Origin of the sequence: Streptomyces sp. NPDC006733, assembly GCF_040636125.1 — a bacterium.
Classification (GTDB): Bacteria; Actinomycetota; Actinomycetes; order Streptomycetales; family Streptomycetaceae; genus Actinacidiphila.
On sequence record NZ_JBEYJD010000013.1, the window covers coordinates 11,515 to 32,115 of the forward strand.

A 20,601-nucleotide genomic window follows, 5' to 3' on the forward strand; every position below is an offset into this window, starting at 1 on the left:
AATCGCGCGCTGCCGTGCCATCGTCATCGCGGCGCGCTCCGTGGCGAGTTGAGGGAGGCCGGTCGTGCGTTACCGCACCGCTGTCGTCGTTCCCCCGTCGCGCTACGAGGTGATCCTGGTGTCTTCGTGCCCCCAGTGCCGGCTGCGCGGCTGCCACTGGACGTCCGTGCCGAACGCCTGACCTCTGGACTGATCCGCACACCGACCCCCGTTCCGTACGGGTTCGGTGTGCCGCGACGCACCGTGTCGCGTTGTGTCGCGGGGGGCTGTTCCCGTTCGCCCGAAATCGCGCCGACCCCTTTCCCGGAACACCCCGAAAGGCCTTGGGCCGTGCGTACCGACCGCCACCGTCAATCCGTCAACCCGCTGACCGCCGTCCGCAACCTGGGCATCCTCGCCCACGTCGACGCCGGGAAGACCACCGTCACCGAACGGATCCTGTACTTCACCGGCGCCACCCACAAGCGGGGCGAGGTGCACGACGGCACGACCATCACCGACTTCGACTCCCAGGAGCGCGACCGCGGCATCACCATCTTCGCCGCCGCGGTGAGCTGCGCGTGGGACGGGCACCGCATCAACCTGATCGACACGCCCGGTCACGTGGACTTCTCCGACGAGGTGGAGCGCTCGCTGCGCGTGCTCGACGGCGCGGTCGCGGTCTTCGACGCCGTCGCCGGTGTCGAGCCGCAGAGCGAGTCGGTGTGGCGCCAGGCCGACCGGCACGGTGTCCCGCGGATCGCGTTCGTCAACAAGCTGGACCGTACCGGTGCCGATCTCGACACGGCCGTCGCGTCGATCCGGGAGCGGCTGCATCCGGCGCCGCTGGTCGTCCAGCTGCCGATCGGGAAGGAGGACGGGTTCACCGGAGTGGTGGACCTGCTGCTCATGCGGGCGCTGGTCTGGTCCGGCGACGGGGACACGTTCACGCAGGGCCCGGTTCCGGACGCGTTGCTCGACGAGGCGCTGCGGCGCCGCCGGCTGCTGGAGGAGGCGGTGGCGGAGCTCCACCCGCTCGCGCTGGAGGAGTTCTGTGCCGAGTCGACGATCTCGGCGCCGACGCTCGCCGCGGCACTGCGCGACCTGACCCGCATCGGTGAGGGCGTGGTCGTGCTGTGCGGCGCCGCCTACCGCAACCGCGGTATCGAGCCGCTGCTCGACGCCGTCGGGGCCTATCTGCCGTCGCCGCTGGACGTTCCGGCGGTGCGCGGCACCGCGCGCGGCGCGGAGGAGGAGCGGGCCGCCGATCCGGCGGCGCCGTTCGCGGCACTGGTGTTCAAGGTGACGTCGACGTCCACCGGCCGGCTGACCTATCTACGGGTGTACTCGGGAACGATCCGGAAGGGGGACACGGTGACGGACGTGGGCGCGGGGCGCTCCGAGCGCGTCAGCCGCATCCTGCGGGTCCAGGCCGACCGGCACGCGGAGATGGACCAGGCCGTCGCCGGGGACATCGTCGCGGTGATCGGGCCGAAGGCCGCCCGCGCCGGGGCCACCTTGTGCGTACCCGACGCCCCGCTGGTCCTCGAACCGCCGACGACGGCCGACCCGGTCGTCTCGGTGGCGGTCGAGGCCCGCAGGAGCACCGACACGGACCGGTTGGTGTCGGCGCTGGTCCGGCTGGTCGAGGAGGATCCCTCGCTGGTGGTCAGGACCGACACCGAGACGGGCCAGACGGTGCTGTCGGGCATGGGCGAGCTGCATCTGGAGGTCGCGGTGGAGAAGATCCGCCGCGCCCACGGCCTGGAGGTCGGCGTCGGCCGGCCGCAGGTGGCGTACCGCGAGACGGTCGGCCGCGGGGTGACGGGACTGCTGTACCGGCACGTCAAGCAGGACGGGGGCGCTGGCCAGTTCGCCCACGTCGTCCTCGACGTGGAACCGCTGGAAGCCGTCGGCGACGGCGACGGCAGCAGCGCGCTGGAGTTCGTGTTCCGGTCGACCGTGGTCGGTGGACGGGTTCCGCAGGAGTACGTCCGCGCGGTCGAGGCCGGTTGCCGGGATGCCCTGGTCGAGGGGCCGCTCGGCGGCCACCCGGTCACCGGGCTGCGGGTCACCCTGACCGACGGGGCCACCCACTCCAAGGACTCCTCGGAGATGGCGTTCCGTACGGCCGGCCGGCTCGCGCTCCGCGAAGCCCTGCGCGCCAGCGCGATGGTGCTGCTGGAGCCGGTGGTCGAGGTCACGGTCACCGTGCCTGACGACGCCGTGGGCGGGGTGCTCGGCGATCTGGCCGCGCGGCGCGGCCGGGTCTCCGGCTCGGCGGCGCGCTCCGGCACGGCGGTGATCACCGCGGCCGTGCCACTGGCCGAGCTGTTCGGCTACGCGACCCGGCTGCGCAGCCGGACGCAGGGCCGGGGGACGTTCACCACCCGGCCCACCGGGTACGCCCCGGCGCCCAGTTCGGTGGCCACCGTCTGACCACCGGGTGACGGCACCGGGCCGGCCCCGCTCGCACCCGCGGGCGGGGCCGGCTCCGCGCTACCCCTCGGCGGCGGGCGCGCCGAGCAGCGCCAGCTCCTCGGCGGTCAGCCGCAGCGCTCCGGCGGCCACATTGGCGGCGAGGTGGTCCGGGTTGCCGGTGCCCGGGATGGCCAGCACGTGCGGACCCTGCCGCAGCGTCCAGGCGAGCCGGACCTGTGCGGGCGACGCGTCGTGCGCGTCCGCGACGGCGCGCACCCGGGCGTCCTCCGGGGCGGTCGCACCCGACTCCCGCCCCTCGCCGGCGATCGCGAAGAACGGCACGAAGGCGATGCCCTGCTCGCCGCACGCTCTCAGCAGCGCGTCGGAGCCCTCGCGGCGCGCGTCGAGGCCGTAGCGGTTCTGCACGCAGACCACCGGCGCGATGGCCCGGGCCTCGGCGAGGTGCTCCGCGGTGACGTTGGACAGGCCCAGGTGCCGGATCAGGCCGGCGTCCCGCAGGTCGGCGAGTGCCCCGAAGTGCTCGGCGACCGGACCCGGCGCGTTCATCCGCAGGTTCACCACGTCGAGGTGGTCGCGCCCCAACTGCCGCAGGTTCTCCTCCACCTGCCCGCGCAATTGCTCCGGCGCGGGCCAGGGCAGCCACTGTCCCGAGGCGTCCCGGCTCGGGCCGACCTTGGTGACGATCACCAGGTCGTCCGGGTACGGGGCCAGCGCCCGGTTGATCAGCTCGTTGGCGGAACGCAGCGACGAGAAGTAGAACGCGGCGGTGTCGATGTGGTTCACGCCGAGCTCCAGCGCCCGGCGCAGCACCGTGAGCGAGCGGTCGCGGCCGCTCGGCGTGCCGAGGTCGAAGGCGGCGCTGCCGGTCAGGCGCATCGCGCCGAGACCGAGCCGGTTGACCGTGAGGTCACCGAGCTTCCAGCTGCCTGCGGCCTCGGCGGTGATCGTTCCTGCGGGCAAGGGCGGTCCTCTCCTGGGGGCTTGGGGATCCGATGATGGGGTCCCGGTCAGCGGATCCGGAAGCCGGGAGGGATGCGGTGATCATCACAGTCGGAACGGGAATGCGCGGCTCCGGCACCGGGTTGGCACGGGTAGTGGGAACGCGTCACCGCACGCCCGGCCGCACCCCGCCGCGCTCGTGGCCCCGCTCCCCAGGCGCGGGGATGAACAGGCGCACGGCCGACGTGCCGAGGCCGGCGGGCGTGGCCCAGGAGTGCCCTTCCGGTGCCGGCGACGCGAACGGCGGCGCCCCGCTGTACGGCAGGGAGTCCGGCAGGTCGGCGGCGGCGTAGCGGCGCACCCCGCGGTGCCAGTTGAGGATGCCCGCCAGCCAGTCCTGCAGCTCCTTCATGTACGCGTCCATCGTCGCCCGGCCCTCCGCGTCCAGGGCGAAGTCGTCGTAGAGGACCGGGAGTTCGTGCTCCATCGCGTGCTGGAACTGGGCGAGCCGGGACGCCATCAGATCCGCGACGATCTTCAGGGCGGTCGGGTAGTCGCAGTCGAAGAAGTTCTCGACGACGAGGACGAGGTTGTGGATCTCCCCCTCGTACTGGATCTCCTTCTGGTAGGAGAAGACGTCGTTGATCAGGAACCCGTAGTCGGCGACCGCGTTCTCGATCGCGCGCAGCGTGCCGCTCTCGTAGATGCCCGGCGGCAGCTTCCTGCCGTGCCGCAGCCGGCACAGGCTCATGGTGAGGTCGGAGCCGAAGGTCTGCCGGCGCATCTCCAGGTAGTCGATCGGGTCGGGGATACGATTCTGCTGCTGGTTGTGGAGTTCCCACAACCAGCTGTCGAGCATGTCGTCGACGGTGCGCCGGAGGGCGAGGCGCTGCTCCCGGTCCATGGGCCCGACGGTGCGGCCCCACAGGTCCGCGAGGCCGCGCTCCATCGGGGTGACGGCCAGGGCGGCGCCGACGGCCGGGTCGTCCACGGTGACGCAGGCCTTGAGGCGGTCGGTGCACAGCTTCGCGCCGACCAGGTCACGGGTGCGGCCGAACGCCAGCGGGTACAGGTCGTCGCCGTAGGTGCCCCAGGTCAGCCACTCCGCGCTGAGCTCCAGCTCCTCCCGGGTGGCGTCCGGGTCGAGGCCGGCCGAGCAGAGGGCGAAGTCGTAGCCCGCGAGCTTGTCCTCGTCCCAGATGTCGGCGAGCAGGCCCATCCGGCCGGCCCACGCGATGGACCGCTCGCGCGCGTGCTGGAGGTGGGGGCTGACCGTCAGGGGGAACGGGAGGGCGAAGTCCGGCAGCAGCGAGGGGCCGACCGGCCGGTGCGGCACGTTGCCGTGGCTGCGCAGCCGGGCCCTGGCCGGCCGGCCGAAGAGCGTCCTGATGTCCAGGACGGACGCCCCGACGGGCCCCGCCGGCAGGGTGTTCGCGGCGGGGACCGCGCCCTCGTTCATGTAGCGGCTGGAGCGCAGGTGCCACTCGTGGCCGCCGGACTGCCAGTCCTGCAGCCCCTTGACGTACGCGGCGACCGCCGCGCACTGCGCCGCGTCCAGGCCCTGCTCGACGCAGAGCGCGGGGACCTCGGTCAGCGCGGTGTTCTCGAACTGCTGCAGCCGGGAGGTGAGCAGGTCGTTGACGGACTCGGCCGCCTCCTGCGTCGTGCAGCCCAGGAACGTCTCCAGCACCAGGACGCCGTTGCTGTTCTCGCCCTCCTCCTCCACCTCCCGCTGGTACGAGAAGAGGTCGTTGCGCAGGTGGACGCCGTCCGAGAAGGCGTCGGTGAGGACGCGCAGCGGGCGGCTCCCGGCGACCTGGGGCGGGAGTTCGGCGGCCGCGGCGTACTCGATGATCCCGGCGGACCAGGGCGCCCCGCCGACCTTCCGCCGCATCTCGATGTACTCGACGGGGTTGGAGATCCGCCCCGTGTCGATGTTGGAGAGTTCCCACAAGGACTCGTTGAGCAGGTTGCGGGTCGACTCCGCGAACCGCTCGCGCCAGGCGTACGACATGCTCGGCACCGTGCGGGCCCACAGGTCGGCGAGCCCGGCCTCCACCGGGTTGCGCGGCTCGGGGAAGCCGTCGGCCAGGTCCATCGGCATGAACGCCGGCAGCCGGTCGAGGTACGCCTTGGCGCCCTCGCGGTCCGGCGTGCGTTTGAACAGCTCCAGGAAGTGGTCGTCGAAGAAGAACACCCACACGTACCAGTCGGTGACCAGCGACAGCACGTCCGCGGCACAGTCCGGGTGGGTGTACGAGCACAGCAGCGCGTAGTCGTGGGCGTCGAGGTCCCGCTGCTCCCAGATCCCCGAACCCTCCAGCATGCCCATGCCCCGGGCCCACACCCGGGAGTGCTCGCGGGCCGCCTCCAGGTGCGGATTGAGCCGGGCCGGATACGGCATGTAGAACTCGGGCAGGGCGAACGGCTGAGTCACCGGGCCGTCCCTCCAATCGTCGCGCGGCAGTTGGTCAGGCCCAGTCATGCCCAAGGGGCCGCCGGCCATTCGGTGGCTCGCTTCGACTCACACGAAGGTATGACGTTGTGGTAAAACGCCCCGCTCGGGCGGGAAAGTCTGCGGTCCGCCGAATGGAGCGCCATTGGTATAGACAACACCCACGCGGCGGGTCCACTATGGGTGAAATGCCGTAGGTTGTGGGACCGATCCCGAGGAGGCGGTCATGTCCTCCGCGAACGCGTACCGGGATCGGGCGGGAACCGCCGCCTACCTGCGCTGCTACCCGTACGACCAGTGGCGCATGGCGCTGCACCTGCACGCCCTGGAGGAGCACGCCGACCGGCTCGGCCACCACTCCCCCGAGATCTTCCTGGACAACGGCGTCTCCTGCCGGGCGGCACGGCCGCAGCTGACCCTGCTGCTCGCCCGGGTCGCGACGGGTGCCATAGGCACCGTCCTGATCCCCGGCCGCTGGGTGCTCTCGCTGGACGACGACGCGGCCGACTCCGTCACCCGGTTCCTGCGGGGCCACGGCGCCGAGGTCGTCGAACTCCCGCACCGCGGCGACCTCCTGCCCCGGTCGCGCCCCTCCACCACCGGGCAACTACTACAGTGAGGGCATGTCCGGTGAACTGGTGCCCGATCACGGCGAACTGCGCGCGTCCCACGAAGACCGGGACGAGGTCGTGGAGCGGCTGCGGGTCGCCGCGGGCGACGGCCGGCTGACCGCCGAGGAGCTGGACGAACGGCTCGGGGTGGCCCTGACCGCCCGCACCTACCGGGAGCTCGAAGGCCTGCTCACGGACCTGCCGGCGACCGGTCCCGGCTGGGCCGGCGGCACCCCCGTCCCCGCCCCGAAGGACCGTTCCCGGATCACCGTCGCCAGCGCCAGCACCAAGCGCGAGGGCAGCTGGGCGGTGCCCCGGCAGATGGAGATCGAGGCCGACAGCGGCTCCGTCGTCCTGGACTTCACCAGCGCCGTCATCGCCTCGCCCACCCTGGAGATCGAGGCGTCGGTGCGCAGCGGCTCGGTGACCCTGATCGTGCCTCCGGATGTCTTCGTGGACGTCGACGAGGTGGCGGTGAGCAGCGGCAGCGTGCGCCACCGGGCCCAGGTGGACCCCGGCACGCCGATCCGGCTGCGCATCCACGTGGCGGGCAAGGTGCGCAGCGGCAGCCTGACCGTGCGGGCACCCAGGCCGCCGCGCCGCGGTTTCCTGGGCTGGCTGCTGCGCCGGCCCGCGCCGCGGAAGGCACTCCCCCGCTGAGGGTGCAGGCGGCTGGGCGGCCGGCCGCGGGCTACGGGTCGCCGGTCCAGGTGGCGCTGTCCGCGCCGGGCAGGTCCTGCTCGGCCCAGATCGTCTTGCCCGTGGGCGTGTAGCGCGTCCCCCAGTGCTCGGTCATCTGCGCGATGAGGAAGAGCCCGCGGCCGCCCTCGTCGTCGCTCGCCGCGTGCCGCATGTGGGGCGAGGTGTGCCCGGAGTCGGAGACCTCGCAGATGAGGGTCTGGTCGCGGATGAGCCGCAGCAGGATGGGGCCGTCGGCGTAGCGGATGGCGTTGGTGACCAGTTCGCTGACGATCAGTTCGGTGGTGAACGACACGTCGTCCAGCCCCCATTCGCCGAGCTGCCCGGTGGCCGCGGCGCGGGCGCGGCCGACCATCACCGGGTCGGCGGCCAGCTCCCACACGGCCACCCGGTACCGGTCGAGCCGGCGGGTGCGGACCAGGAGCAGGGCCGCGTCGTCGTCCGTCGGTCCGGGCAGCAGCGTCGAGACGGCCCGGTCGGCGAGCTCCTCCAGCGGGCGCCGGTGCTCGGCGAGGATCTCGTCGAGCCGGTCCAGCCCGGCGTCGATGTCGCGCTCGGGTGACTGGACCAGCCCGTTGGTGAACAGTGCGATGAGGCTGCCCGCGGGCAGCTGCAGGTCCGTGCACTCGAAGGGCAGGCCGCCCAGGCCCAGGGGCGGGCCCGCGGGAAGGTCCGGGTAGCTGACGAGGCCGCTCTCCGCGTCGACGACGGCGGGCCGCGGGTGGCCGGCGCGCGCCATGCTGCACTGCCCGGTGACCGGGTCGTAGACCGCGTACAGGCACGTCGCGCCCAGCGCCTCGTCCTCCTCGGGGCCTCCGCCGTCCGCGCCGCGGACCATGGACCACTCCTTGGCGGCCTGGCCGACCAGGTGGTCCAGCCGCGTCAGGAGTTCGTCCGGGGCCAGGTCCAGCTGGGCCAGCACCCGCACGCTCGTGCGCAGCCGCCCCATGGTGGCGGCGGCCCCCAGGCCGTGGCCGACCACGTCCCCGACCACCAGGCCCACCCGGGTGCCGGACAGCGGGATGACGTCGAACCAGTCGCCGCCGACCCCGGCCCGGCTGTCGGCGGGCAGGTAGCGGTAGGCCAGCTCCACGGCCGTCTGCGGCGGCAGGCTCCGGGGCAGCAGGCTGCGCTGCAGCCGGAGGGCGGCGGTGTGCTCCCGGGTGAAGCGGCGGGCGTTGTCGATGCAGACCGCGGTGCGCGCGACGAGTTCGTCGGCCAGGTCCAGCTCGCCCTCGTCGAACGGGTCGGTGCGGCGGTCCCGGAAGAACGTGACGAGTCCGATCGGACTGCCGCCGAAGCGCAGCGGCACGGCCAGGCACGAGTGGAACGGCAGTTCCTGGGCGCCGGGGACCGGGCCGTCGGGCACCGGGCCGTCCGCCACCCGGTCGTCCGTCCCGGCCTCCTCGGCGACCTCCAGGACCTTGCGGCCCGCGGCCAGGCTGCGCGCCTGGGCCGACGCCGGCGGGTAGCCGACCAGCTGTCCCGCCGCCACGTGCGCCGGGCCGCCCGGGGCCGACGGGCCGCGGGCCGGGCCGGTGGCGCCCCACATGCGGACCATGCGCCGTCCGGGGGTGGTCCCGGGGGTGGACTGGTCCCCCTCCAGCACCGCCTCCAGCAGGTCCACGGTGACCGCGTCCGCGAACTGCGGGACCGCGACCTCGGCCAGCTCCCGTGCCGTGCGGCCCATGTCCAGGGTCGTCCCGATGCGCGCCCCGGCGCGCACCAGCAGGGCCAGCCGCTGCTGGGCCCGGTAGCGGTCGGTGATGTCCACCGACTCCTCGCACACGCCCAGTGACAGGCCCTGGTTGTCCTGCAGCCGGTAGTAGGAGCACGACCAGACGCGGTCGTGCTCGGGGTCGACGGGCGCGCGCCCGCCGTAGTGGAGGTCGATGACGGGCTCACCGGTGGCGAACACCTTGCGCATGACCGGCTCCAGCAGCGGCGGGAACCCCTCGGAGAGGATCTCGCCGTTCAGCAGCATCTCGTCCGGCGAGGTGCCGATGTACTGGGTGCTGCCCATCTCGCGGCGCAGCTCGGCGTTGATCCACACCACCCGCATGTCGGCGTCGTAGATGGCTAGCCCGACGGACGAGCGGGTGACGAGGCCCTGCAGCATCGCCTGCTGCGCCTCCCACCGGCCCAGCTCCTGCGAGTCGGCGGCCACCAGCAGCCACGCGGGCCCCGCCCCGCCGCCGGCGACCGGGACCATCGTCGTGGCGATCCGCAGCGCCGTGCCGTCGCGGTGGCGCAGGAGGAGGACGACGCTGCGGGTGGACGGGGGCTCCCGCAGCGGGCCGGGGTGCCCGCCGGTGGCCGCCCGGCGGGCCAGCAGGTCGTTCGCGGGGCGCCCGAGCACCTCGCGCGGCGCGTAGCCGAGCAGCTCCTCCGCGGCCGGACTCCACCCGAGGACCCTGCCACGGGCGTCCAGCACCGCGGTGGCTGCTCTCGTGACGTCGAGGGGTCCACGGGAGTCCACCCCGTCAGCTCCATCCATCGCATCGCACCGTTCCGCCTTCGCTCCTCATGGTGGGCCCGCGGACCCGGTGCCACAACCGCTCCGGCACCCGGCGGACCCCCTGCCGGGCGCGGGCGCGGCCCGCCGTCGCGGCGGGACACCCGGATGGCGGAACCGGCTGCCCCACGGGGCACCGCCGGTACGCGGGGACGGCGCGCGGACCGGCCGCTGGGCGCTCAGGCAGCGCTCGGGCCGACCCGCTCCGCCAGGAAGTCCTCCCAGGTCCGCCGGCCCGCGGCGGTCCCGCCGGCCGACAGGTTCTCGGCGGCGCGGTACGCGCGGCCGGCCTTCCCGGGCATCCGCACCGGCATCATCAGGCGGTGCTTGCCGCGCGCCCGCAGGTATCCGCGGCTCAGCTCGGCCATCCCGTACACCGTCGGGCCCGCGAGGTCGGGCACCAGGCCGGCCGGCTCGCCGAGGGCCAGCTCCACCAGCCGGGCCGCGACCTCGCGCGCGTCGACCGGCTCGAACCGCAGCCCGCCGGGGACCGGTATCACCGGCAGCTTGCCCATCTTCTCCACCACGGTCAGCACCAGGTCGTGGAACTGGGCCGCCCGCAGCGTCGTCCACGGGACGCCGGACCCGGCGACGGCCTGCTCGGCGCCCAGCTTGGCCCGGAAGTACCCCAGCGGCACCCTGTCCGCGCCGATCACCGAGATGTACACCACGTGGCGCACCCCGGCGCGCGCCGCCGCGGCCATCAGGTTCCGGGTCGCCTCGTCGTCGCCCTTGGGTCCGCCGGCGAGGTGCAGGACGACGTCGACGCCGTCCACCGCGGCCTCGATCCCCTCGCCCCCCAGTAGGTCGCCGCTCACGTACGCGACGCCGTCCGCGGACGGGCGCGGCTGCCGGCTGAGGACCCGCACCTCGCGCCCGGCCGCCCGCAGCAGCGGGACGACGTGGCTGCCCAGGGTGCCCGTACCACCGGTGACCAGGATCGTTGACGTCATGGCTGCTCCCCATATCGTTCGGTCCGGGAGTCGGCCTCCCGGTACCTTCGGCTGTGTTTTGTCGATCTACTCCCATGACCCCTGGCGCCGAAGGAATGTGACCGATGGCCGAGAACACTTTTCTGACCGCGCGCTTCGAGGAGGAGCGGACCCGGCTGCGGGCGGTCGCCTACCGGATGCTCGGCTCGGTGAGCGAGGCCGACGACGCCGTCCAGGAGACGTGGCTGCGCCTGAGCCGGGCCGAGGTCGGCGAGGTGCGGAACCTCCCCGCCTGGCTGACGACCGTGGTCTCCCGGATATGCCTGAACCTGCTGCGCTCGCGCGAGCACCGCCGGGAGGAGCCGCTCGACCTGCGGGAGCCCGACGAGTCGGCCCTCGGCCGGGCGGACGGTGCCGATCCCGAGCAGGAGGCGCTGATGGCCGACTCCGTCGGCCTGGCCCTGCTGGTGGTGCTGGACACGCTCACCCCGCCCGAGCGGCTCGCCTTCGTCCTGCACGACATGTTCTCCGTGCCCTTCGACGAGATCGCCCCGCTGATCGAGCGCTCCCCCACCGCGACGCGCCAGCTCGCCAGCCGGGCCCGGCGCCGGGTCAAGGGGGGCACCGCCGTCCCGGACGCCGACCTGAGCCGCCGGCGCCGGGTCGTCGAGGCCTTCCTGGCCGCCACCCGCGGCGGCGACCTCGAGGCGCTGGTCGTCCTGCTCCACCCGGACGTCGTGCTGCGCGCCGACCCGTTCGTCGTCCCCAGCCCGGAGCCGATCGTCATCAGCGGCCGGCAGACCGTGGCCACGGGGGCGATGGCCGCCATGGAACGTGCCCGGTCCACGGTGGCGGCTCTGGTCAACGGGACGGTGGGGCTCGCGATGGCTCCGCTCGGACGGCTGCGCCTGGTGCTCGGGTTCACGATCACCGACGGCCTGATCACGGAGATCGAGGTGATCGCCGATCAGAAGGCGCTGCGCGAGCTGGAGTTGGGGGTCCTCGACGCCTGACGCCGGACGGGGTCACCCGGCGCACAGCCGCCGGCCGCCGCGGTCGCGCAGCCGGCGCAGGAAGGACAGCACCCCGGCACCGCCCGTCGCCCAGCCGGAGCCGGTGGCGGTGAGGGTGTTGTCGGGCAGCAGCGGCCGGCGGGCGGTGCCGCCGCTGCGGGCCAGGATCAGCCCCGCCACGTCCGCCGCGTCCCGCCAGCGGCCGTCGTCCCCCGTGGCGACGGCCGCGTCGATGAGCAGCTCGCCGACGCCGGCCAGGCCGCAGCACTGGGAGACCAGGCTCATCCGGGGTGCGAGGGCGCGGCACACCCGCGCGCAGCGCAGGCCGAGTTCGAGCAGCTCGCCGTCGCCGTCCCGGCTGCCCGCCTCGATCAGGACGGCGCCGATGCCCGCCAGGCCGCGGCACCACGAGCCGTAGCGCCGTGAGGCGCCGGGGAGTTCGGCCGCGGCCAGCAGGCCGGGGGTGTCCCCGGCGAGTTCCGCGAGGCCGGACCGGGCCGCGGCGCCGGCCGCCGGGTCGTCGGTGGCCCGGTGGTAGGCGCGCAGGAAGTGGACGATGCCCGCCCGGCCGTGGGCGAAGCCGTGGTCGTAGGCGGCGAGCGAGGCCGGCTGCGGCCGCCTCGGCTCCTGCTCCCCTGGCCTGTCCGGCCGGTCCAGCAGCTCCCGGGCGCAGCGCCCGGCGGCTGCCCGGTGGGCGGCCGCCGCCTCCGTTCTTCCGGCGTCGGCGGCGGTGCGCGCCAGGATGAGGTGTCCGGTTCCGGTGCCCGCCGCGCCCCCGATCTGGTCGCCGCTGCCGTCGCCGTGCGGGAGCGGGTACGCCTCGGGGCCCGCGGGCCCGGGGAGCGGCCGCGCGGCGGCCAGGAACAGCTCGATCCCGGTGCGGCCGGTGTAGAGGGCGTCGGTCAGGGCCGCCGACCCCCGGTACTCCGTGACGCGGCGGGCCAGGTCGGCGACGGCCCGCGGCACTGCGGGCCGGTCGGTGTGGTGCAGCAGTTCCAGGCCCACTCCGGCCGCGCCCGCGTACAGGGTCACCGCGGCCCCCGTGGAGTCGTGGTCCGGGGCGGCGTCCGCCCGCGAGGCGCGCACGCAGTCGGCGACGACGGACGCGATCACGTCGTCCAGCAGACCGGTGGTGATCCGTGGCGCGGCCGGCGGCCGCCGGCCGGCGATCGGTTCGGGCAGGCCGGCCCGCAGCCGGGCCGCGCAGGCCGTGCGCCGGGCGGGGTCGAGGCTGAGCAGCCCCGCGACCAGCGTGCGGAGCGGGCGGTGGGCGGGGCCGGGCAGTGCGGCGCCCAGGCAGGCCAGCGTGCGGTCGCGGTTGACGGCCCGGTCCGGGTCGATGACCACCGGGTCCATGCCGGTCAGCGCGTGGTGCAGGGTCGCACCGAGTGCGTAGAGGTCGTCCGCGGGGTGCGACGGCGCTCCGGGCCGGTACACGGGCAGGCTGTAGCCGGGTGTCCCGCCGTCCGGCCGGTGCGCGCCCAGCGTGCTGATGCCGAAGTCGACAAGGCGACAGGACCCGTCCGGGCCGATGACCACGTTGTCCGGTTTGAGGTCGCCCACCACCACGCCCCGGGCGTGCACGGCGTCGAGCGCGGCCAGCAACCGGCGCGCCAGCGGCGCCGCCTGACGCCCGGTGGGATGGGCGGCGGCACCGTAGGGCCCGTGCTCGCGCACGTCGCGGCGCAGGTCGCGCGGGCCGCAGTCACTGGTGATCAGGTACTCGTCCTCGCCGTGCCGCACGTGGTCGACGACCCGGGGCACCGCGTCCAGCCCGTCGAGCGCCGCGAGCACGGCCCGCTCGTGGCGCAGCCGGTCCCGCGCGTCGGCCCCGTGCGCGTCCTCACCGGCGTACGCCCTGGCCTGTTTCACCACCACGGCACCGCCCGTCACGGTGTCCACGGCGCGGTAGACGTCCCCGTGCGGGGACCGCGCGATGCCCGCGGTGAGCCGGTACCGGCCACCGACCAGGCGGGCGGCCGAGCGTCCGGATCCGGGTGCGGGCAGCCCGAACGGGTCCTGGGTCCAAGGCGGTTGGCGGTAGCGGGCGCTCGCGCGGGCGGCGAAGTCCTGCCCGCCGGGCCCGGTCATGGCGAGCGCCGGCCCGCTCCCCGCGGGCGCCCGGAAGGGGCCGTAGCGGTAGTAGACCGGCGCGTCGGGCCGCACCCGGCGGTCGCTGAGCACCCGGGGCCCGGCGCGGCCGGCCAGGACACCGGCCAGTTCCCGGCCGAGCGCCGCCACGTCCTGCCCGCGGGGATAGACGGTGACGGCCTTCCCCACCAGCGCGGGGTCCCGGACACCGCTGTTCAGTTCGGCCAGCACCGCCGTACTGCGCGCGAACTTCGCGTCGCAGACGTAGCGCAGCAGCACCGGGACGAGCAGCTCCACGGTCTCGGCGAAGTCCTCCGAGCGGGCGGAGACATGCAGCTTCCAGCCGTGCTCCGCGGCGGGCAGCCGCGGATCGGACAGGTGGAGCCAGACGTCGTCCGCGCCCCGCCGGCGCCCGTGGCCGGCCACGAGCGCGTCGAGCAGCCGCCCCAGCTCCCCCGGGGCGGCCGCGTTCCTGTCCGTCCGGTCGGTCAACAGGCCGGCTCGGCCCCCGGCGCGCCGGTCGGGCCGACCGGTCTAGTCACAGGAGAACCGGGTGGTCGCGGTGACCCAGGGGTCGGCCAGACACGCCTCGGCGCCGCGCCCGGGATCCAGTTCGTCCTCGAAGTCGATCGCCTCCACTTCGGCTTCCAGATCCAGCGGGCCGGCGTCACGTATGTCCAGTTGCACAGGGCTCATGGCGATCCTTTCGAGGAGGGGCGGGCGGTCGATCCGTGAACCGGGCGTCGTCGTGGCTGTCCACGCCCTCGCGCCGCGGCCGAAAACCGCGGCCCGAACGGCGGTGCGGGCCACGGGATCCTCACATTCTGCGGGACGTCCCGGGCGGGGCAACGGCGTAATCCGGCCGACTTGCGCCCGGCGTCCGCACGAGATCACGAAGGGTGGAACCAAACGCGGAAGCGGACGCTCTTCGGGGGCGAGAAGGTGCGCGGCATGCGCGGGAGTCCCGCCCGCGGCTGCGATGATCACCGGATCGGCCGGTCACCCGGCACTTCGTGCCCGGACCCCCGCCGGGCACGGGGTGCCGGGTGCGACGCTGTGCCCCGCACAGCGTCGTACGGCCGCGTCCTCATCCACGGAACAAGGAGCGTCATGGTGCAAGGCACGTTCGGCAAGCGCGCGGCGATGGGCGCTTCGGTGCTGGCTCTCGTCGCCGCCTCGGTCCCGGCCCTCGCGGCCCAGGCCCAGGCCGGTACCCCGACGGCGGCCGCAGCGGCGGACGCCGCCCGGCGGGCGCCCGGCGACGGGCTGCCGAAGCCGGATCTCGACGCCCTGCACCAGGTCTTCGCGCAGGTGATGGCGGGCGGCGCGCCGGGAGTGATGACCCGCATCGACGGCGACGGCGGCAGGAGCGTCTACCGGGAGACCGCCGGGGTGGCCGACCGCTCCAACGGCCGGGCCATGAACACCGACGCGCGCTTCCGCATCGGCAGCATCACCAAGTCGTTCTCGACGGTGGTCCTGCTGCAGCTCGTCCACGAGGGCAAGGTCGCCCTGGACACGCCGGTCGACACCTACCTGCCCGGCCTGCTGCCCGACCCGACGATCACGGTCCGGCACCTGCTGACCCACCGCAGCGGCCTGTGGGACTACACGAACGACATGTTCGAGAACACCGTCCCCGGCTTCGAGGCGGTGCGCAACAAGGTCTTCACCTACCAGGAGCTGGTCAAGCTCTCGATCGCGCACCCCGCGACGGCCAAGCCCGGCGCCGCGTACCAGTACTCCAACACCAACTTCGTGGTCGTCGGCGCCCTGATCGAGAAGGTCACCGGCCACTCGGTGCGTACCGAGTACCAGCGGCGCATCATCAGCCCGCTGCACCTGACCGACACCGTGTACGTGCACCCGAGCGCCACCATCCCCGGCCTGCACATCAACGGCTACCTGACTCCGGACGAGGCGGGCGCCCCGCTGGTCGACTCCACCGACCAGACGGTCTCGTGGGCCCAGTCCGCCGGCGCGATGGTCTCGAACCCCCGTGACCTCAACCGGTTCTTCTCCGCCCTGCTGGGCGGCCGCCTGCTGAGCGCGGACCTGCTGGCGGAGATGCTCAGGATGACCCCGAGCGACACCTCCGGCACCCGCTTCTACGGGCTCGGCCTGCGCCAGCGCGACCTGTCCTGCGGCATCTCGGTGTACGGCCACACGGGCACCGTGCAGGGGTTCTACTCCTACGCCTTCACCACCCGCGACGGCCGCCGCAGCGTCAGCTCGATGGCCAACACGTCCAACAACGGGAACGTCAACACGATCCTGGGCAACACCCTGGAAGCGGCCTTCTGCGGCAAGACGCCCGCGCCGCAGACCCCGGCCGCCCAGGCCCCGTCCGCACAGCGCTCCGCGGCGACCGCGCCGTCGGCCCCGTTCTACGAGGACATCGCGCCGAACGTCGCACGCCACTAGTGGTGCTCCGGTCCGGGGGCCGTGCGTGCCGGTCAGGGCGCGCGGCCACCGGGCCGGGCGGCGGGTCCGCCTAGACGCAGGACGGACAGAGGCCGCGGTAGGTGACCTCGACCGCGGAGACCGCGAAGCCGAAGCGCTCCTGCGCGGGGAGGGCGGCCAGCGGGTCGCCGGTCGGGTGCACGTCGCGGACCGTGCCGCAGCTGGAGCAGACCAGGTGCTGGTGCGGGTGGTGCGCGTTGGGGTCGTAGCGCTTGGCGCGGCCGTCGGTGGCCACCTCTATGACCTCGCCGAGGACCACCATCTCGCCGAGCGTGTTGTAGACGGTGGCCCGGGAGATCTCGGGCAGCCGCTCCGCCGCTCGGGCGTGCACCTCGTCGGCCGTCAGGTGCACGTGATCGCCGTCGAGGACCTCGGCGACGACACGTCGCTGGGAGGTCATCCGCCAGCCACGGTCTCGCAGTCGTTCCAGCAGGTCACTCATACGGTTCACCTATTCAGGTTCGGTGGGGTACCCGAAGTTTACCGATGGATGCCCGGGTTCCGATTGGATATGCGTCTGGCGTGCTTCTTGACTTGGAATCTGTCCATCGTAGGATCAGTTCCGGCAATAGCCAAGGGACAGGAAGCCTCCAGTACGGCAGGAGACAGAAACGTGACGGGACCACCGCCGAGGAACGGCGCGGTGCCGGCCCGCGGGTGAGACCCCCGCGTCGTGCTCCACGATGTCCTCCGCGACGGTGACGCCCGTGCCCCGGCTTGTTCCACCGCCCCCCAGTTCCCGAGCCACGTGATCCGTCCGGTCCGGAAGGAATTCCATGTCTGAGAACCATGATGCAATCGTCGTAGACGCGAAGGAGGGCGGCGCCGGTGGCTGCCCCGTCGCGCACGAGCGCGCCCCGCACCCGACGCAGGGCGGCGGCAACCGCCAGTGGTGGCCGGAGCGCCTCAACCTGAAGATCCTCGCCAAGAACCCGGCCGTGGCCAACCCGCTGGGTGAGGACTTCGACTACGCCGCCGCGTTCCGGACCCTGGACCTGGCGGCCGTGAAGCAGGACATCGCGCAGGTGCTGAGCACCTCGCAGGACTGGTGGCCGGCCGACTACGGCAACTACGGCCCGTTCATGATCCGCATGGCCTGGCACAGCGCGGGCACCTACCGCATCTCCGACGGCCGCGGCGGCGCCGGGGCCGGGCAGCAGCGCTTCGCCCCGCTCAACAGCTGGCCGGACAACGCCAACCTCGACAAGGCCCGCCGCCTGCTGTGGCCGGTCAAGAAGAAGTACGGCCAGAGCCTGTCCTGGGCCGACCTCCTCGTCCTGACCGGCAACGTCGCCCTGGAGACAATGGGCTTCGAGACCTTCGGCTTCGGCGGCGGACGCGCGGACGTCTGGGAGCCCGACGAGGACGTCTACTGGGGTCCCGAGACCACCTGGCTCGACGACGAGCGCTACACCGGCGACCGCGAGCTGGAGAGCCCCCTCGGCGCGGTCCAGATGGGCCTGATCTACGTCAACCCGGAGGGCCCCAACGGCAACCCGGACCCGCTGGCCGCGGCCCGCGACATCCGCGAGACGTTCCTGCGGATGGCGATGAACGACGAGGAGACCGTCGCCCTGATCGCGGGCGGCCACACCTTCGGCAAGACCCACGGCGCCGGCCCGGCGGACAACGTCGGGGACGACCCCGAGGCCGCCCCGCTCGAGCAGCAGGGCCTCGGCTGGAAGAACGCGTTCGGCACCGGCAAGGGCGGCGACACGATCACCAGCGGCCTGGAGGGCGCCTGGACGAACACGCCGACCACCTGGGACAACAGCTTCTTCGAGATCCTCTTCGGCCACGAGTGGGAGCTGTCCAAGAGCCCCGCGGGCGCGCACCAGTGGAAGCCGAAGGACGGCGGCGGCGCGGGCACCGTCCCGGACGCGCACGACCCGGCGAAGAGCCACGCGCCGACGATGCTGACGACCGACCTCGCGCTGCGCGTCGACCCGGCCTACGAGCAGATCTCGCGCCGCTTCCTGGAGGACCCGGCCGCGTTCGCGGACGCCTTCGCCCGCGCCTGGTTCAAGCTGACCCACCGCGACATGGGCCCCGTCGTGCGCTACCTCGGCCCGGAGGTCCCGACCGAGACGCTGCTGTGGCAGGACCCGCTCCCCGAGGCCACGCACGAGCCGGTCGACGCCGCGGACCTGACCGCCCTCAAGGCGAAGATCCTCGCGTCGGGCCTGTCCGTCTCCCAGCTGGTGTCCACCGCGTGGGCGTCGGCCGCGTCCTTCCGCGGCAGTGACAAGCGCGGCGGCGCCAACGGCGCCCGCGTCCGCCTGCAGCCGCAGAGCGGGTGGGAGGTCAACGAGCCCGACCAGCTGGCGCAGGTGCTGCGCACCCTGGAAGGCGTGCAGCAGGCGTTCAACGCCGAGCGGACCGACGGCAGGGCGATCTCCTTCGCCGACCTGATCGTGCTCGCCGGTGCCGCCGGCGTGGAGAAGGCGGCCAAGGACGCCGGCTTCGACGTCGAGGTGCCCTTCACGCCGGGCCGGGTCGACGCGTCGCAGGAGCAGACGGACGTGGAGTCGTTCGCGGCGCTCGAGCCGACCGCCGACGGGTTCCGCAACTACCTCGGCAAGGGCAACCGGCTGCCGGCGGAGTACCTGCTGATCGACCGGGCCAACCTGCTGAACCTCAGCGCCCCCGAGCTGACCGTCCTCGTCGGCGGCCTGCGCGTCCTGGGTGCGAACCACCAGCAGTCCGCGCTCGGCGTCCTCACCGCGAACCCGGGGACGCTGACCAACGACTTCTTCGTCAACCTGCTCGACCTGGACACGACGTGGCAGCCGACCTCCGAGGACGCGCACACCTTCGAAGGCCGTGACGCCTCGACGGGCGAGGTCCGCTGGACCGGGAGCCGGGCCGACCTCGTCTTCGGCTCCAACTCCGAGCTGCGGGCGCTCGCGGAGGTCTACGCGAGCGACGACGCGAAGGAGAAGTTCGTGAAGGACTTCATCGCGGCGTGGGACAAGGTCATGAACCTCGACCGGTTCGACCTCGTCTGATCCGACCGCACGATCCGACCGTCCGGCGTCCGGGCCGGCCCACCGCGGGCCGGCCCGGACGCCGTCGCGTCTAGCGCAGGATGCCGGCGGCGCGGGCCGCCTTGAGCCAGGACGGGAACTCCTGCAGGAGGCGGTCGTACAGCTCCTCGTCCGAGACCTTGTCGATGTCGTCCACCGCGAAGAACCCGACGTTGTCGACCCGGCGCCCCGGCATGGTGTCGAACTTCTCCAGCACCCCGAAATTGGCCCGGCCCAGACCGACGAACTGCCAGAACACCGGCTCCTCCACGGCCTCGCGCAGCTCCCGCTCGATCTCGGCGTTGCGGTACACGCCGCCGTCGGAGAAGAACAGCACCAGGGTCGGCGCCTGCGCCGGGTTGGCGCGGACGAAGTCGCGGACCTCGGCGATGACCTTCTGCTCCTCGTTCTGGATGCCGACCACGCGCATGTCGACCTGCCCCGGCCGCTGCCCCTTCGGCGGCTTCTTCCGGCCGAAGAGGCTGATCTGCCCCACCCGCACGTGCAGTTCCAGCCACTGCGGCAGGTCGCCGACGGTCAGGTCGGGCAGCCGGGCCGGGTTGGAGGCGAACGTCCAGGCCTGCATCTCGCCGTCGTCGTCGACCTGTGCGGCGACCGCGGCCATCCGCTCCACGACGCTGTGGACGGTGCCGCGCGTGTAGAGCCCGGCCATCGACCCCGAGGCGTCGAGGACCAGGACGACGCGCGCGACCACGCCCTCCGCCCCGTGCTTGCGCAGGCTGACGGCGACCTGCTGCTTGCGCAGCGAGAGCCGCTTGCGCATGTCGACCGGCAGGTTCTCCTCGCCCTTGGTGAGCCGGGCGGGCGTGGCCGCGGGAGCGGCGGGCCCCGTCGGCGGGGGCGGTACGGGCAGCGGCGGTACGGGCACGGCCGCCGCCGAGGGCTCCTCGTCCACGCTGATCCCGAAGTCCTGCGCGAGGCCCGCGAGGCCCGACGCGTACCCCTGCCCCACGGCGCGGAACTTCCAGCCGTCCCCGCGCCGGTACAGCTCCCCGCCCAGGAAGGCGGTCTCGGTCGTGGCCGTCATGTCGAACCGCGCCAGCTCCGCACCCGTCGCCCGGTCCAGGAGCCGCAGGCGCAGCCCGGGAACCTGGCCGAACGTGCCGCCGTCGGCGGACGCGCCCAGGACGACACGCTCGATGCCGGGCTCGACGCGGCCGAGCTCCACGTCGACCACGTCCTCGCCGGAGGCCGCCGACCCCACGTGGCGCACCGCGCCCGTCGGGTGTTCGGGCTGGTTGTAGAAGACGAAGTCGGCGTCGGAACGGACCCGCCCCGAGCCCGTCAGGAGCAGCGCGGACGCGTCCACGTCGGGCACCCCGGGACCCGAGTCCCAGGTCAGCACCGCGCGGACGGCGGTGGCGGCGACGGGAACGTTGGCGCCCTTACCGAGCGAAGGTGTCGAGGTCACGTCC

At 73.6% G+C, this 20,601-nt stretch carries 14 protein-coding genes; 6 read left to right on the top strand and 8 right to left on the bottom strand.

What is annotated here, in order from left to right; all coding sequences use genetic code 11:
* The first annotated feature begins 330 nt into the window (after positions 1-330).
* Positions 331-2,418: an elongation factor G gene (gene fusA, locus ABZ721_RS13800; RefSeq protein ID WP_358788819.1), complete on the top strand. Its 2,088-nt coding sequence runs from the start codon at positions 331-333 to the stop codon at positions 2,416-2,418.
* A gap of 60 nt (positions 2,419-2,478) precedes the next feature.
* Here fusA and ABZ721_RS13805 read toward each other — a convergent pair whose 3' ends face one another.
* Positions 2,479-3,381 (bottom strand): oxidoreductase, encoded by a 903-nt coding sequence (locus tag ABZ721_RS13805; protein ID WP_358788820.1) that lies wholly within the window; start codon positions 3,379-3,381, stop codon positions 2,479-2,481.
* Positions 3,382-3,526: 145 nt separating this feature from the next.
* On the bottom strand, positions 3,527-5,797 hold the full coding sequence (locus tag ABZ721_RS13810; RefSeq protein WP_358788821.1) for a germacradienol/geosmin synthase: 2,271 nt from the start codon (positions 5,795-5,797) through the stop codon (positions 3,527-3,529).
* A 244-nt stretch (positions 5,798-6,041) separates the two neighbouring features.
* Here ABZ721_RS13810 and ABZ721_RS13815 point away from each other — a divergent pair, with 244 nt between their 5' ends.
* Complete coding sequence (locus ABZ721_RS13815; protein WP_358788822.1) at positions 6,042-6,434, top strand: hypothetical protein; 393 nt, start codon at positions 6,042-6,044, stop codon at positions 6,432-6,434.
* A gap of 4 nt (positions 6,435-6,438) precedes the next feature.
* On the top strand, positions 6,439-7,086 hold the full coding sequence (locus tag ABZ721_RS13820; protein WP_358788823.1) for a DUF1707 domain-containing protein: 648 nt from the start codon (positions 6,439-6,441) through the stop codon (positions 7,084-7,086).
* A 31-nt stretch (positions 7,087-7,117) separates the two neighbouring features.
* On the opposite strand, the gene ABZ721_RS13825 is transcribed toward ABZ721_RS13820, so the two are convergent.
* Both ABZ721_RS13825 and ABZ721_RS13830 read right to left on the bottom strand, forming a co-directional pair.
* Positions 7,118-9,604 carry a SpoIIE family protein phosphatase gene (locus ABZ721_RS13825; protein ID WP_358788824.1) on the bottom strand — a complete coding sequence of 829 codons (2,487 nt, stop codon included), beginning with the start codon at positions 9,602-9,604 and terminating at the stop codon, positions 7,118-7,120.
* Positions 9,605-9,819: 215 nt separating this feature from the next.
* Positions 9,820-10,593, bottom strand: coding sequence for an NAD(P)H-binding protein (locus ABZ721_RS13830; protein ID WP_358788825.1), 774 nt, complete (start codon positions 10,591-10,593; stop codon positions 9,820-9,822).
* A 104-nt stretch (positions 10,594-10,697) separates the two neighbouring features.
* Here ABZ721_RS13830 and ABZ721_RS13835 point away from each other — a divergent pair, with 104 nt between their 5' ends.
* Positions 10,698-11,585: a sigma-70 family RNA polymerase sigma factor gene (locus tag ABZ721_RS13835; protein WP_358788826.1), complete on the top strand. Its 888-nt coding sequence runs from the start codon at positions 10,698-10,700 to the stop codon at positions 11,583-11,585.
* A 12-nt stretch (positions 11,586-11,597) separates the two neighbouring features.
* On the opposite strand, the gene lanL is transcribed toward ABZ721_RS13835, so the two are convergent.
* Together lanL and ABZ721_RS13845 are read right to left on the bottom strand one after the other, a co-directional pair.
* The gene (gene lanL, locus ABZ721_RS13840) at positions 11,598-14,168 is read right to left on the bottom strand and encodes a class IV lanthionine synthetase LanL (protein WP_358788827.1); all 2,571 of its coding nucleotides are present in this window, start codon (positions 14,166-14,168) and stop codon (positions 11,598-11,600) included.
* A gap of 42 nt (positions 14,169-14,210) precedes the next feature.
* Entirely contained in the window at positions 14,211-14,372 is a 162-nt protein-coding gene (locus tag ABZ721_RS13845; RefSeq protein WP_358788828.1) for an SflA family class IV lanthipeptide, read from the bottom strand.
* 414 nt (positions 14,373-14,786) lie between these two features.
* Between ABZ721_RS13845 and ABZ721_RS13850 the strand changes: the two genes are divergently transcribed.
* A complete protein-coding gene (locus ABZ721_RS13850) occupies positions 14,787-16,100 on the top strand; it encodes a serine hydrolase domain-containing protein (protein WP_358788829.1) in 1,314 nt (437 codons plus the stop codon).
* Positions 16,101-16,170: 70 nt separating this feature from the next.
* Here ABZ721_RS13850 and ABZ721_RS13855 read toward each other — a convergent pair whose 3' ends face one another.
* Complete coding sequence (locus ABZ721_RS13855) at positions 16,171-16,581, bottom strand: Fur family transcriptional regulator (protein ID WP_358788830.1); 411 nt, start codon at positions 16,579-16,581, stop codon at positions 16,171-16,173.
* Between the two features lie 334 nt (positions 16,582-16,915).
* Between ABZ721_RS13855 and katG the strand changes: the two genes are divergently transcribed.
* The gene (gene katG, locus ABZ721_RS13860) at positions 16,916-19,147 is read left to right on the top strand and encodes a catalase/peroxidase HPI (protein WP_358788831.1); all 2,232 of its coding nucleotides are present in this window, start codon (positions 16,916-16,918) and stop codon (positions 19,145-19,147) included.
* A gap of 70 nt (positions 19,148-19,217) precedes the next feature.
* Here the strand turns inward: katG and ABZ721_RS13865 are convergent, their stop codons facing one another.
* The gene (locus ABZ721_RS13865; RefSeq protein ID WP_358788832.1) at positions 19,218-20,597 is read right to left on the bottom strand and encodes a VWA domain-containing protein; all 1,380 of its coding nucleotides are present in this window, start codon (positions 20,595-20,597) and stop codon (positions 19,218-19,220) included.
* Positions 20,598-20,601 lie beyond the last annotated feature (4 nt).

What these genes read in the sequence shown, in the direction of transcription:
- ABZ721_RS13815 (WP_358788822.1), top strand. Translation starts at nt 6,042, where the DNA reads ATGTCCTCCGCGAACGCGTACCGGGATCGGGCGGGAACCGCCGCCTAC.
- ABZ721_RS13820 (WP_358788823.1), top strand. Translation starts at nt 6,439, where the DNA reads ATGTCCGGTGAACTGGTGCCCGATCACGGCGAACTGCGCGCGTCCCAC.
- ABZ721_RS13830 (WP_358788825.1), bottom strand. Translation starts at nt 10,593, where the DNA reads ATGACGTCAACGATCCTGGTCACCGGTGGTACGGGCACCCTGGGCAGC.
- ABZ721_RS13835 (WP_358788826.1), top strand. Translation starts at nt 10,698, where the DNA reads ATGGCCGAGAACACTTTTCTGACCGCGCGCTTCGAGGAGGAGCGGACC.
- ABZ721_RS13845 (WP_358788828.1), bottom strand. Translation starts at nt 14,372, where the DNA reads ATGAGCCCTGTGCAACTGGACATACGTGACGCCGGCCCGCTGGATCTG.
- ABZ721_RS13850 (WP_358788829.1), top strand. Translation starts at nt 14,787, where the DNA reads ATGGTGCAAGGCACGTTCGGCAAGCGCGCGGCGATGGGCGCTTCGGTG.
- ABZ721_RS13855 (WP_358788830.1), bottom strand. Translation starts at nt 16,581, where the DNA reads ATGAGTGACCTGCTGGAACGACTGCGAGACCGTGGCTGGCGGATGACC.
- katG (WP_358788831.1), top strand. Translation starts at nt 16,916, where the DNA reads ATGTCTGAGAACCATGATGCAATCGTCGTAGACGCGAAGGAGGGCGGC.